This is a genomic window from Tepidanaerobacter sp. EBM-38 (assembly GCA_001896545.1).
Taxonomy (GTDB): Bacteria; Bacillota; Thermosediminibacteria; order Thermosediminibacterales; family Tepidanaerobacteraceae; genus Tepidanaerobacter.
On the sequence record MPOT01000054.1, the window covers coordinates 30,136 to 45,120 of the forward strand.

8 protein-coding genes are annotated in these 14,985 nt (G+C 40.1%); 1 reads left to right on the plus strand and 7 read right to left on the minus strand.

The annotated features are described in order from the left end of the window. Positions 1-102 precede the first annotated feature (102 nt). The 3 genes from BUC45_RS05935 to BUC45_RS05945 form a co-directional block, all read right to left on the minus strand. Positions 103-1,116: an aspartate-semialdehyde dehydrogenase gene (locus BUC45_RS05935; protein ID WP_296970971.1), complete on the minus strand. Its 1,014-nt coding sequence runs from the start codon at positions 1,114-1,116 to the stop codon at positions 103-105. Positions 1,117-1,458: 342 nt separating this feature from the next. Continuing rightward, complete coding sequence (locus BUC45_RS05940; RefSeq protein WP_296970972.1) at positions 1,459-2,643, minus strand: aspartate kinase; 1,185 nt, start codon at positions 2,641-2,643, stop codon at positions 1,459-1,461. A gap of 11 nt (positions 2,644-2,654) precedes the next feature. After that, entirely contained in the window at positions 2,655-3,668 is a 1,014-nt protein-coding gene (locus BUC45_RS05945; RefSeq protein ID WP_296970973.1) for an aspartate-semialdehyde dehydrogenase, read from the minus strand. A 642-nt stretch (positions 3,669-4,310) separates the two neighbouring features. Between BUC45_RS05945 and BUC45_RS05950 the strand changes: the two genes are divergently transcribed. Continuing rightward, entirely contained in the window at positions 4,311-7,730 is a 3,420-nt protein-coding gene (locus BUC45_RS05950; protein ID WP_296970974.1) for a stalk domain-containing protein, read from the plus strand. Between the two features lie 88 nt (positions 7,731-7,818). On the opposite strand, the gene nifJ is transcribed toward BUC45_RS05950, so the two are convergent. From nifJ to BUC45_RS05970, 4 genes are all read right to left on the minus strand, one after another. Continuing rightward, complete coding sequence (gene nifJ, locus BUC45_RS05955; RefSeq protein WP_296970976.1) at positions 7,819-11,346, minus strand: pyruvate:ferredoxin (flavodoxin) oxidoreductase; 3,528 nt, start codon at positions 11,344-11,346, stop codon at positions 7,819-7,821. A gap of 438 nt (positions 11,347-11,784) precedes the next feature. Beyond that, positions 11,785-12,630: a DegV family protein gene (locus BUC45_RS05960; protein ID WP_296970977.1), complete on the minus strand. Its 846-nt coding sequence runs from the start codon at positions 12,628-12,630 to the stop codon at positions 11,785-11,787. A gap of 201 nt (positions 12,631-12,831) precedes the next feature. After that, positions 12,832-13,650: a purine-nucleoside phosphorylase gene (locus tag BUC45_RS05965; RefSeq protein ID WP_296970978.1), complete on the minus strand. Its 819-nt coding sequence runs from the start codon at positions 13,648-13,650 to the stop codon at positions 12,832-12,834. 155 nt (positions 13,651-13,805) lie between these two features. Then, on the minus strand, positions 13,806-14,984 hold the full coding sequence (locus BUC45_RS05970; RefSeq protein WP_296970979.1) for a phosphopentomutase: 1,179 nt from the start codon (positions 14,982-14,984) through the stop codon (positions 13,806-13,808). Position 14,985: the final 1 nt, after the last annotated feature.

Sequence of the window (14,985 nt, forward strand, 5' to 3'; positions counted from 1 at the left end):
CCTCCCCCGAACAAAAACTTTCACATAAAAATCAATTCTTCTTTATATCATATTCAAATGGGCGGGAAAAGGACTATCAAGCTTAATGCTTCAATAAAGATTCTATATTAGGGCATTATCCAACATACATTCAGCAATTTGCACAGCATTTAAGGCAGCGCCCTTTCGCAAGTTATCAGCAACTATCCAAAGGTTTAATCCGTTATTTACAGAAAAATCTTCCCTAATCCTTCCTACGAATACCTCATCCTTCCCGCATGCTTCATTAGGCAATGGATAGCGTTTCATTTGCGGGTCGTCTATTACCTTAATACCCGGTGCCTTTGAAAGAATTTCCCTTGCCATATTAGCCGTAAGCTTCTTTTCGGTTTCAACATTCACGGATTCCGAATGACAATTTAACACAGGGACTCTTACAGTAGTAGCTGTTACTCCAATACTATCATCATCCAGTATCTTTCTTGTCTCATATAACATCTTCCATTCTTCAAGACTATAACCTGTATCATCGAAAACATCTATATGTGGCAGTGTGTTAAAAGCTATTGGATAAGGATATATTTCATTTTTGGGATTTTCACTATTTAAAATTGCCTTTATTTGTTCCTTTAACTCCTCAATAGCCTCAAGACCCGTGCCGGATACGGCTTGGTAAGTAGAAACCACCACTCTCTTTATTTTTGCAGCATCGTGTATTGGCTTTAATGCAAGGACCATCTGAATTGTAGAACAGTTTGGATTAGCAATGATACCCTTATGTTTTTTGATATGTTCGGGATTGACCTCAGGAACAACCAGTGGCACCTTGGGATCCATCCTAAATGCATTGCTGTTATCTATTACAACAGCTCCACGTTTAACCGCCTCTGGAGCAAGTTCTGCACTCACACCTTTACCTGCAGAAAAAAGGGCTATATCTATACCTGCAAAGGAAGAAGGCATTGCCTCTTGCACTTTTACTTTTTCCCCGTTAAATTCCACCGTATTGCCGTTAGATCTGGCCGAAGCCAGAGGTAAAATGTTTTTAACCGGAAAATTGCGCTCCTCTAGAATCTTCAATATTGTTTGGCCTACAGCTCCTGTGGCTCCTACTACAGCTACATTGTATTTTTTCATTATCAGCACCCCTTACTGTATTTTTAATATTATGATATGAATATGCTATTCGGTGAGCAACGTTACTCATCATTATTTTATTATATGATAAATATTGTAATATAGTAACTGCTCAAAATCAATAGTTTTTAAAGATTTTTCTGTTAAAAACATGGTTGCAAATTTGTACGCCGTATATGCACATTTGTATTTTTATAAGAAACATTAGCATATTATATTCGACATTATATTCGAATATCCTTTTTTTTAAATAATTTTGCTAGTTTGGATATTTAATGTACATAAAAAAAGCTGCCATTATAATAGCAATAAATGGCAGCTTTTTTATTAAATGTTATGGAATCAATTTTTATTAGAAAAATATTCATTAAAAATGATGCTTACAGCTTTTGATGTATCTTTATCTTTTATTATATATTTGCTGCAGTTGTTTGAACTTGCTGCAGCAAATATTTGCACATCATTTTTTAAAAGCAAATTAGCAATACTTTCCGTTAAAGCTTTAATGTTGATTGTTGATTTATAAATAACAGAAACCTTGGCCATATCATGACAAAATTCCGCACTGCTTTTTAGTTCTTTTGCAAGATTTGCAGCCATACCCTTTTTCTCTTCTTCGATTAAAATGATATTTCCTACGGCATCGCTTAAATAGATTGAACCATCACAACTGAGCTTGAGAAGTTCTTTAATATCATCGCTGCTAAATTCATCTTCTCTTTCAAATTTGGCTACAGCGAAACCACTTTGAGGCGTAATTCCTGAAATAAGAAGGTCGCTTTCTTCTAGCCCAACCAAGGTGCCATCTCCCTCATCAAAAGTAGATTTTATTCTCAAAGCCATGCCGAACTCTTTAGCAGCTCTAACTGCCCTTGGGTGTACAACTTTGGCACCGGCATCGGCCATTGCAATAACTTCATCATAGGATATTTGCAAAATAAAAGGTGCTTCAGGGATAATACGGGGGTCTGTTACAGCTATTCCGGGAACATCTGTATAAATTTCCACCAAATCCGCCTTTAAATACCCGCCCAATACTACCGCGGTAGTATCGCTTCCGCCTCGGCCCAACGTTGTAATCTCGCCTTTTTCCGTCTGACCTTGAAACCCTGCAACCACTACTACATTGCCTTCTTTTAACTTTTCAGTAATTGGAGAAGGGTCAACTTTTATTATCTCAGCATTTCCAAAATCCGCAGTTGTCAATATCCCCGCCTGAAACCCGGTCATGGCTTCAGCTTTCACACCTTGAGCTTCTATGTAAGATGCCATAACAGCAGCCGAAATAATCTCACCGCAAGACATGATTAAGTCCTTTTTTTTCGGGCAAATCTCTCCTCCCTGAGCTTTCAAAAGATTTATCAATGTATCAGTAGCATAAGGGTCGCCTAAACGTCCCATGGCTGATACCACTATCACTACATCATGGCCTTTTTCCTTGGCCTTTAGAATATGATTTAGAACAGCTTTGCGGTTTTCAGGGGATTTGACCGATGTACCCCCGAACTTTTGCACGATAATGGCCATTCATCTACCTCCTAAACTTTTTTATATTTAATCAGAGTTTCCGCAATCTGAACAGCATTCAATGCTGCTCCCTTTCTTAAATTATCAGCCACCACCCATATATTAAGTCCGTTTTCCACTGAAAAATCTTGCCGTATCCTTCCTACATATACTTCATCTGTTCCCTTAAGTTCCGCTGCTAAAGGGTATACGTTAGCTGATATATCATCTATGACTTTAATGCTTGGGGCTTTGCTCAATACTTCTTTCGCCTCTTGTGCCTCGATAGGTTTTTCGGTTTCAATATTAATAGCTTCTGAGTGGCATCGAATTACCGGAATCCTCACTGCAGTAGGACTTACACGTATTTTTTCATCATGAAATATCTTATGGGTCTCGTGAACCATCTTCATCTCTTCTTTAGTGTAAGCATTGTCCGTAAATGTGTCAATATGTGGAATTGCATTAAATGCGATTTGATGTGGGTATACTTTCACCTTGAGCTCTCGGTTTTCAATATATGCCCTGACTTGCTCTTCCAGCTCCAAAATACCTGGCAGCCCACTGCCTGATACGGCTTGATATGTTGAAACTACAATTCTTTTGATTGTATACCTGTCATGCAGAGGCTTTAAAGCCACCAACATCTGAATAGTAGAACAATTGGGATTTGCAATGATGCCCTCATGCCACATAACATCTTCTGGATTGACCTCAGGAATCACCAATGGCACTTTGGAATCCATTCGAAAGGCGTTACTGTTGTCAATAACAATGCACCCCTCTGAAACTGCTGCCGGTGCCAAATCGCAGCTTGCAGCCTCACCTGCCGAAAATAAAGCTATATCTAAATCTCCAAAAGCTCCTTCTTGGGCTACTTGAACCTCAACTTCTCTGCCGTTAAAATATACTTTTTTGCCCTCATTTTCCTTTACATCAAGCGGTTTAATATTTTCTACCGGAAAATCCCTTTGCTCTAAAATCTTCAGCATTTCCGTGCCTACAGCGCCCATGGCACCAACAACACCAACAGAGTATCTTTTCATTGTTGACCCTCCCAGATAAAATATTTTGTGCGATAAGTGTTCCAGTCTTAGTTTGTTGATAAAAATTGTATTTATTACGTGGACATGTTGTAGCTTCATTATATTTTATCTGCAAATCACAGGTCAATACCATCCATTCCCTAGAACCATTCACGGGCTTTAAACTGTAGGCATTGAGCATTTATAAATATTAGAATAATTTACCGCTTCATTTTGCATACTTCTCAGCTAGCTTTGCATATTCTACCGCTCTGTTTTTGGTCATTTGTATGTATTCGTTGGACAAATGTCGTATCACTTTAGCAGGCATACCTACAGCTAAAGAATATTATGGTATAATATAGCATCTAAGCAAACAGCATTTACTGTTTAGCCATATTATGTTCTAAAAACATAAACTATCATTATTATATAATAGCCCTTTTAATATTACTACATTTTTGGCGGTGATGGAACATTTCTCATTTTTCTACGTCTAATATATAATGGACATATAGTATAGCAGACTAGCAAGTCCACATTTTTGAAAAAGGAAATATGCGGCTTGCATAGAACAGCTATAGCTGTGGGGGATTATGAGCAAGGAGGGATATTTGTAAAAACTTATTTATAAAAGTCATTTTAACATATGGAGGGAAATAAATGCTACATATATCAAAAAAACATTGGAAAAATTGTTTTATTTCTTTGCTTGTAACCATCCTCATTTTTACTGCGGCTCTAACGCCCGCTTTTGGCCAGGAGATACTTTTATATCAGGCAAGTGAAGGTTTTCCTGTAACAGGTGGTGTGACTTACGAAGAACAAACTTTGTTTACTTCTCTGGGATGGCAAAAAATTCATATTTTAAGAGCTGACCTAACATCGGATAATGTGGATATCGATACTATAATAGGCAGTGAAGGTCTTTCCCAACGTGCCGCCTTAAATAAAATGGTACAGGACAATGGTGCCATAGCCGGAATTAATGGAGACTTTTTCATAACGGCTACACCCTCGGCTCCAATAGGGCCTCAGATAAGCAACGGAAAGCTAATTTCTTCACCATTAAATCTTCCGGGCATGGCAGCCATAGGCCTTACATTCGATAAGATTCCTGAAATATTAAAAATGGAATTTTCTGGCCGGCTTATAGCTCCCGACCGCAGCTACTTTTTTGTAGATGGCGTAAATAAGATACGGGATAGCTATAATCATATTTTCGTGTATACACCGGACTTTGGAAAATCGACACCTAAACCCGGTGCCGGTGCACCTAATCTAACTTTTTTAACAGTAAAAGATAACCGTGTTGTAAACATTTTTGAAGGTCAAACTGCTGAAATTCCAACAGACGGCTTGGTGCTTATGGCTTGGGGTGATGGCGCCAACTTTATGAAGACACATTTTACCATAGGTGATCCGGTTGAACTAGACTTAACCATTACGCCTGACATCTCAAATTTAAAGATGGCTCTCGGCGGTGGTGCTGTTTTGGTGGATAATGGCACTATACCAAAAACTTTTTCCCATAATATTGCCGGAACACATCCTAGAACTGCAATAGGTTTTACTTCTGACAAGAAAACCATGATAATGGTGGTAGTTGACGGTCGCCAAGCGCAGAGCCGCGGGATGACTCAGCAAGAATTAGCCGAGCTTATGTTAAAACTAGGTGCTCATTATGCACTGAACCTGGATGGCGGCGGATCATCTACCATGGTAGCAAGACCTTTCTATGAATCTCAGACAAAGGTTGTCAATAGCGTATCCGAAGGTGTCCAAAGATTAATTACTAATGCCGTCGGAATCTTTTCCAAGGCTCCTTTGAGCCGAGTTCACGGTCTTAAAATAACCGCATCTTCCTTTAATATTGCTCAAGGTGGCCACAGGACTTTCGAGGTTAAGGCTTACGATAAAAACTATAACCTTGTCGACTTTGACCCAGAACAGGTCAAATGGAGTGTTGCTGGAAATATAGGTTATTTTGACGGTAATATGTTTACTGCCGAAAAGAGCGGCACAGGCCAAGTTATTGCTACTTTAGACGGCATTCAAGCTTCTGAAGATATAAGGGTTTTAAAAGACAGTGTAACACTTTCTGTAGAACCCTCAAAAGTTCAAGTAAATCCCGGTGCCAAGGCTACCTTTAAAGTTTATGTGACTGATACCGATGGATTTAAAACTCTCTTGGAACCTGCCGATATTAAATGGGAAATAGTCGGTGACATCGGCTATATGAACGGCCTTGAATTTACTGCCGGACAAGCTGCAGGCAGCGGTGCCGTAATCGCTGAGTTTTCCGGGCTAAAGGCCGGAACGCTGGTTCAAACCGGTTACCAGAGTACTTTAGTAGATGACTTTGAAAGTGGAGCAGGAAAATCTTTTAGTTCATATCCGGCCGATGTAAAAGGTGCTTTCAGCATTGCTTCATCGCCTGAACCTGTGTATGCCGGTCAGTCCTCCGGCAGGTTAGATTATGACTTTACAAGCGGAACTGCAACTTTGGCTGCTTATCTTGCTTTTGGAAACGGTGGCAAAGCTCTCCCCTCAGGTTCCACCAAGCTTAGACTATGGGTTTACGGCGAAAATAAGGGTGAATGGCTCAGAGCTGCTATCCAAGATGCTTCAGGTAAAGAAACCATCCTTGACCTTGCTAAAAATATAGACTGGGAAGGTTGGAAGCAGATTGAAGTATCAATTCCATCCGGCAAGCAGCCTTTCACATTAAAGACGATTTATGTTGTAGAAACAAATCCTGAAAAAGGCACTAAGGGAACCGTTTATTTCGACGAACTTACGGCCCTGATTGCCGGAAATTACGATGAATCGCTTTTGCCTAAAACATCTATTTGGACTGATGCAGCCAACCAAAAAGGCAGCGGCTTTACCTTCGGAGTAGTAGGTACAAAGCCCTTAACCAAAGATAATCGACCGGATTATGATAAAACATTGTCTTTAGCTGCAAAAATTATAAACAAATCAAATCCCAGCATAAACATAGTAGCGGGCCAGCCTTGGACTGACGATACTTCGCTTAAAAAACAACTGGCGGATTTTAAAAATTATAGAATAAGCGGCAAGGGTTATTCTGTTTTATCTGAAACAGATGCCAACTTTATTTTCTTAGATGCAACAAAGGGCAGCCTTCGCGCTACGGACTACAATCAATGGATAAGCCTGCAAAAAGATTTGGCTTCCCTTGATAAAGCAAAAACTCTTTTTGTCATTATAGACAGAACTCCAGAAAGTTTTTCAGATTCTTTGGAAGGAGAGCTGTTGAAAAAAGTCCTCACAGACCATGCCAAATCTTCCGGTTCCAATGTATGGGTTTTGAGTGGTGGCGGTGCGGCAGCTTTTAGCAGCAAAGCGGTAGATGGAGTTCATTATGTTTCCATACCCAGTATAAACTCGCCTGAGCCTGCTGTGGCAATCTTTAATGTTTCCGGCGGAATTGTAAATTATCAAGTCATTCCGCTAGTTGAGCAAATTATATCTGAAACTTCAACGGTTAAAGCAGGTATTGCCACCAATCTCAAGATTTACGGAATAAGTCCTACAGGCTACAAAATACCTTTGGGTTATCCTTACTCCTGTGAATGGAAGGTTGCTTATGAAAAGCCTATAGGATTTGATGCAAAAACCCTTGCTTTTAAAGCCGTAGATGCAGGCACTGCATCGGTTCAGGTTGTGGTAGGAGATATATCTAAATCCTTCCCGATTATAATTACCGATATTTCAGTGCTGGTAAATGGCAAAGAGGTCAACTTCCCTGATGAGCTGCCTTATGTAAATCAGGATAGTAGAACCATGGTTCCTGTAAGATTTGTTTCCGAAAGCCTCGGAGCTAAGGTAAGTTGGGATAATGACAACAGAATGGTTATAATTGATAAGGAAGATAAGATTATAAAATTAAAGATTGGAGAAAGCGAGGCCGATATAAATGGCAAAACCGTAGCATTCGATACCAGTGCCATAATCCAGAATGGCAGAACAATGGTGCCGGTAAGGTTTATTAGTGAAGCCCTTGGCGCAAAAGTCGGTTGGAATCAGGCAACCAAAACCGTAGAAATTGAATATTGAATTGGATATTGAGCATAGAGCAGCAAAAAAGCCCCCTGCCTTTTGAATTAGGCAGGGGGCTTTTTGAATAATTTGGAACCATCCCTAATTATTCAGCGAGTTTTTTATAGGTTTCATATCGTTCTTTTGCATCCATTGCTGCTTTTTCAAAGAGTTTTTCAGCTCTTTCGGGGAATGTTTTGGTAAGGGAGGCATAACGGACTTCGCCCATCAAGAATTCTTTAAAGTCTGCTGTGGGCTCTTTAGAATCTAAAATAAACGGATTCTTTCCTTCCTCTTTAAGCAATGGATTATAGCGATATAGATGCCAATATCCGGCTTCTACAGCCTGTTTTTCGCGAAGCTGGCTTGCACCCATACCGGCCTTGATTCCATGGTTAATACATGGTGCATAAGCAATAATCAAGGAAGGTCCTGGATAGTTTTCAGCCTCTATTAAAGCTTTAATAAGTTGGTTCTGGTTGGCGCCCATGGCTACCTGCGCAACATACACATACCCATAGCTCATGGCTATGCGTCCAAGGTCTTTCTTCTTAGTATTCTTACCTGCAGCAGCAAATTGAGCTACAGCAGCAGTAGGTGTAGATTTTGATGACTGTCCGCCTGTATTGGAATATACTTCGGTATCAAAGACCAGAACATTTACATCTTCTCCTGAAGCCAATACATGGTCAAGACCACCGAACCCTATATCATAAGCCCATCCGTCTCCGCCGAAAATCCACTGAGATTTCTTCACTAGATACTCTTTTCTATCAAGAATTTCAGCCAACAACTTGCTTGCTTTTTCGTCATTGGTTTTGTATTTTTCAAGCAGCGGAATAATGGTAAGTGCAGCTTGTTTGGTAGTACGCACATCATTCATGTTGCTAAGCCATAAATTGAAGGCATCCTTTAACTCAGCCGGTATATCTAACTCTAAGGCTTCCTTCATCAATAAAGCTAATTTTTCTCTAGTCTGCTTTACTGCCAAATACATACCTAAGCCAAATTCAGCATTGTCTTCAAACAAGGAGTTCGCCCATGATGGTCCGTGTCCGTGTTTATTAGTGCAGTAAGGTATTGACGGTGCACTACCGCCCCATATGGAAGAACAACCGGTAGCATTAGCAATCATCATTCTGTCACCAAACAACTGAGTAACTAATCTAGCATAAGGTGTCTCTCCACAGCCTGCACAAGCACCGGAAAATTCCAGCAATGGCTGTTCAAACTGACTTCCCTTCACAGTTTCAACATTCAGAGGATTATCCTTCTTTGAAAGTTCCATAGCGTAATCCCAATGAGGAATCTGGTGTGATTGACTTTCCAAGGGTTTCATAATCAGTGATTTTTGCTTGGATGGACAAGTATTGGCACATACTCCGCAGCCGGTGCAATCCAAAGGACTTACTTGGATTCTAAAGTTTAGTCCATCTAAACCACGGCCTGTCGCTTTTTTCGATACAAAGCCTTCCGGTGCATTCTTAACTTCCTCTTCATTTAGTAGGAAAGGCCTTATAGCAGCATGTGGGCAAACAAATGCACACTGATTACACTGAATACATGATTCAGCCTGCCATTCAGGAATATTTATTGCAATGCCGCGCTTTTCATATTTAGTTGTGCCTACTGGGAAAGTGCCATCTTCGCGGCCTACAAATGCACTTACCGGCAGTTTATCACCTTCTTGGCGATTCATTACATCAGCAATATTATTAATAAAGTCCGGAGCGTTGGATACAGCTGCAGCAGCAGCTTCATCTGTCGCGTCGGCCCAGGAATTAGGCACTTCCACTTTAGTCAATGCTTCAATGCCTTTGTCTACCGCTTGGTAGTTCATATTTACAATCTTTTCACCTTTATGACCGTAGGATTTTACTATAGCTTCCTTTAAATGTTTAACTGCATCCTCTAGCGGAATAATATTAGTGAGTTTGAAAAATGCCGCCTGCATTATCATATTGATTCTCCCACCGAGGCCTATTTCCTGTGCAATATCCACAGCATTGATTATATAGAAATCTATATTATGCTTTGCCAAATAATTTTTGACAGAAGCAGGGAGTTTCTCATCAAGCTCTTCTTTAGACCACTGACAGTTTAAAAGGAAAGTGCCGCCGTCTTTAAGACCTGCCAAGATGTCATATTTACCTACATATGCAGGGTTATGGCACGCAACAAAATCGGCCTTATCTATTAAATAGGTAGAGCGAATGGGTTTATGTCCGAAGCGTAGGTGTGAAATAGTTACTCCGCCTGATTTCTTGGAATCATAAGAGAAATAAGCCTGTGCATACATATCGGTATTGTCACCGATAATCTTAATAGCACTCTTGTTGGCTCCAACAGTGCCATCTGAACCTAAACCCCAGAATTTGCAGCACTTGGTTCCTTCGGGAATAGTATCAATATATTCTCCTAAGGGAAGGGATGTATTTGTCACATCATCTACAATGCCAACAGTAAAGTGGTTTTTAGGCGCATCGGCTTTTAAGTTATCAAAGACCGCTTTGATTTGCGTTGGTGTTGTATCCTTAGAGCCAAGACCATAGCGGCCGCCTACAATTATCGGCCGGTTCTCATCGCTGATGTAAGTAGTGCATACATCCTGATATAGCGGTTCACCCAAAGACCCCGGTTCCTTAGTCCTGTCGAGAACAGCTATCTTCTTGACAGTTTTAGGCATCTGAGCTAGAAAATGCTCTATCGAGAAGGGTCTGAACAGGTGTACTTTCAGGACTCCCACCTTTTCTCCCTGTGCCATTAGGTAGTCTACTGTCTCATCAATTGTTTCACATACTGAACCCATAGCTACAATTACTCTCTCGGCTTCGGGGTGGCCATAGTAATTAAATAGATTATAATTGCGCCCTGTCAGTTTGTTGATTTCTTTCATATATTCTTCTACTATCTTTGGAATGGCGAGATAGTAAGAATTGGCAGCCTCTTTAGCTTGGAAAAATATATCAGGGTTTTGAGCTGTACCGCGAGCCACCGGATTCTCTGGATTTAATGCTCTCTTTTTAAATTCCCGAACTGCATCATAGTCAACTAGTTTTGCAAGGTCTTCATAGTCGAGAACTTCTATTTTTTGTATTTCATGAGATGTTCTAAAACCATCAAAGAAGTGCACAAAGGGCACTCTTCCCTTAATAGCAGCCAGATGTGCCACACCTGCTAAATCCATTACTTCTTGAACACTTCCGGCAGCCAGCATTGCAAATCCTGTCTGCCGGCATGCCATAACATCTGAATGGTCGCCAAAAATAGACAGGGCATGTCCTGCGATTGCTCTAGCGGTAACATGGAATACGCCGGGCAATAGCTCGCCTGCAATTTTATACATATTTGGAATCATAAGCAGCAATCCCTGGGATGCTGTAAATGTTGTGGTAAGTGCGCCTGCAGCAAGGGAACCATGTACTGTACCTGCAGCACCACCTTCAGATTGCATTTCAACAACTTTAACTTCTTGCCCAAAAATATTCTTTCTTCCATGGGCACTCCACTCATCAACATACTCTGCCATGGGTGAAGATGGGGTTATCGGATAGATTGCGGCTACTTCGGTAAATGCATACGCCACATGAGCAGCAGCATTATTACCATCCATGGATTTCATAACTTTTGCCATTGATTTTTCCTCTCCTTTGTTTTAATTAAACATATATGTAAGGCTCTTTAAGTTGCTTACCAATTGTGACAATTGGCACATTACATGTGTTGTGGCAGCAAAAAGCAAAATTTGTGCTTGAGGATTTTTGATTTGTTTTTCGCAGCAACTATTTTGAACCTTAGTGCACAAACAGGAATAATTATATCATACTCTTTTTAATTTATCTACAAGGTCAAATTGGTTGAGTATGATGCGAACCCTTCGGGATGGGCGGTATGCAGGGATTTGGTGTTTATTGTATACTGCATTTCACCATTATATAAATTCTACATATGTTTCTTAAAATCCTTCCTTTATATAATATAAACACAAAAAAATCGACAGGTTAATACATAATTTTCATGTATTCTACCTGTCTTTGCACTTTTTTAATTCGCGGCTTATATCGCTTTACTTTTACGCATTTTGAAAAAATAATGCAACTGTTCCCGGGCCTGAATGAGAACCTATTACAGGACCTATCCAAGATATCATAATATCTTTTACTCCAAATTCCTTTTTAACAGCTTCCTTAAGTTCCATAGCCAGCTCTTCATTGTCTCCGTGGCTTATACCGATTAATTGATTTTCAGGATTTTTAGACCTTTCAGCCATAATTTCTATCATTCGCTTCACTATATTCCGACGGCCTCTGACATTTTCTAATGGGTGAATCGCTCCATCAACAAAATGCAAAACGGGTTTTACATTAAGAAGACCTCCTACAAAGGCCTGAGTTGCAGAAATTCTTCCTCCGCGTTTAAGATATTCTAGAGAATCTACCGTAAATATATGCTCCATATGTAATGCATAAGATTCTATCTCCTCGGCTATTTCCTGAGGCCCTTTCCCTTCTTTTGCCATTCGGGCGGCCTTTAGCACAACCAGCCCCAACCCTAAACTAGCACATTTAGTATCAATGATGATTACATCGTCAGCTTTTAGATTTTCCTTTGCAAGTAATGCTGACTCATAACTACTTGTAAGTTTTGAAGAAAGGCCTAGAACCAGCGGCACTTTTCCTTGATTTATATATTCTTCAAAGCACCGCATATAGACTGGAACTGTTACTTGTGATGTTGTAGGCATGATTTCTCCTTTTCGAATAGAATCGTAAAATTCTTTAAGTGTTAAATTTGAAATATCTGTACTAGGGTCATCTTTTAAGGACACGGGCATGGGCAAAACCTTTATGGGATACTCACCTATAACTTCCTCCGGAAGATCACAGGAGCTGTCAGTTACTACAACCACGTTTTCCATATAATATTTACCTCCAGGTTCCATATAATACCACACTTATTCTATCATGTTAGTAATTCCTATGCAATAAGCTGCAAAAGATACGATTTTGGGGTTATCCTTATTTTAATAAAATTAATAAAAGTTAAAAGTGCATCTTCTTAAATCTATTGAAGCAGCCAAAAAACCGAGCACTAAGACACTCGGTTTTTTGTTCAATAGTTATATTTCAGCTACCATATCGGTAATTATCTTAATAAAATCTTCTTTCACCCTTTGTGAAGTCTCTACTACTTCTTGGTGTGAAAGCTTATTCTTCGATATACCCGCAGCCATGTTTGTAATACATGATATTCCAAAAACCTTTATGTCCATCTGGCGCGCAGCTATAACCTCAGGCACTGTTGACATGCCAACGGCATCGGCTCCAATAATGGAAAGCATTTTTATTTCTGCCGGGGTTTCATAGCTGGGACCTTTAAAAAAGGCATATACGCCTTCCTTATAAGGCACTTCGTTTTTTGTATATACTTCTTGAGCCTTAGCTATAAGCGTACGATCATAGGCAAAAGTCATATCAAAAAATCTGGGGCCGAATTCTGGAATTTCTTCGCCAATAGCTGGGTTTTCCCCGGGGAAATTGATATGATCCTTTATGACCATAAGATCGCCTGGCTCTAAAGAGGAATTTATTCCTCCGGAAGCATTTGTTACAAACAGCGTTTCGATTCCTAAAAGACCCATTACCCTAACACCCAAAACCACCTTGGATATGGGATATCCTTCATAAAAGTGAAACCTGCCCTGCATTACTGCAACTTCTTTTCCCGCCAATTTTCCAAAAATAAGGTTTCCAGCATGGCCTTTTACAGTCGATACGGGAAAGCCCGGAATTTCCGAATAAGGTATGATAACACTATCCTGTACTTCGTTGACTAGTTCCCCTAAACCACTGCCCAATACTATACCAATTTTTGGCGGTGTATCTATCTTTTTTTTAATGTAGTCTACTGCTTGGAGCACCTCTTTCAAATAAGACATATCAACCTCCATTCCGCTGCTACTGCTGGCAGCATAGATAGTAATGAAAGCAATTAATATTTCTGTAGATTAAATTAAATTTAAACTAAATCTTTAATTTAGTACGATTTTCTGCTTGATTCTATATTATTTTTTATGATATATTCCTCCGATTATTATAAATTATAAGTTATAACTCGTTTAAAACTAATGCCGTTTCTTAGCTTTTCACATCCGAGAAAATCTGCTACGGTTTGGCCTATATCTGAAAAACAGGATAAAGTTTTAAGGTCTACACCCGGTTTGATTATATCACCGTAAACCAGTATCGGCACATACTCCCTGGAGTGATCAGTGCTCTTGGTAGTCGGGTCACATCCGTGGTCGGCAGTAATTATAAGCACATCGTCCTTTTTAAGTTTTGTGAGTATTTCAGGCAGGCGCTTGTCAAAATCCTCCAAAGCTCGGGCATACCCTATAGCATCATTTCTATGCCCATAAAGCATGTCATAATCTACCAGGTTTGTAAAGATTAGACCTTGCTTTAATTCATCCATAGCCATAAGGGTCTTATTTACGCCATCCATATTTCCATTTGTATGGATTGCCTTAGTTATACCCTGCCCCGCAAATATATCCCATATTTTACCAACTCCTACAACTTCCATGCCTGTGGCAACAACCTTATCAAGCAGGGTTTCATGTGGAGGTTTTAGTGAAAAGTCGGCTCTGTTATATGTCCTTACATAATTTCCTGATTCTCCTATAAACGGGCGTGCTATAACCCTAGCCACCGCATGTTCTCCCTGAAGTATTTCCCGGGCAATTTTACACATCTCATAGAGCTTTTCCAATGGGATCACTTCTTCATGTGCAGCTATCTGAAAGACCGAATCGGCCGATGTATATACAATTGGGTTTTTGGTCTTAACATGCTCATCGCCAAGTTCTTGTATTATTTCTGTGCCCGATGCCGGCTTGTTACCAAGAACCTTCGTACCTGTTCTTTTTTCAAACTCATTAATTATTTCAGCAGGAAAGCCGTTCGGATATACCGGAAATGGTCTGTCCATCACTACCCCTGCCAGTTCCCAATGTCCCGTAGTAGTATCCTTGCCGGGGGACTTTTCTGCTGCTTTACCATATGCACCCGCAGGTTGTTTAAGGGGTGGTACTCCCATCACATCGATAATATTGCCAATACCTAGTTTTTGCATGTTAGGCATATTAAGCCCGCCCACTGCTTTTGCCACATTACCTAAAGTATTGCTTCCTTCATCGCCGTATTTTGCCGCATCGGGCATTTCACCAACACCTACACTGTCCAGTACTATTAAGATAACTCTATTTATCATA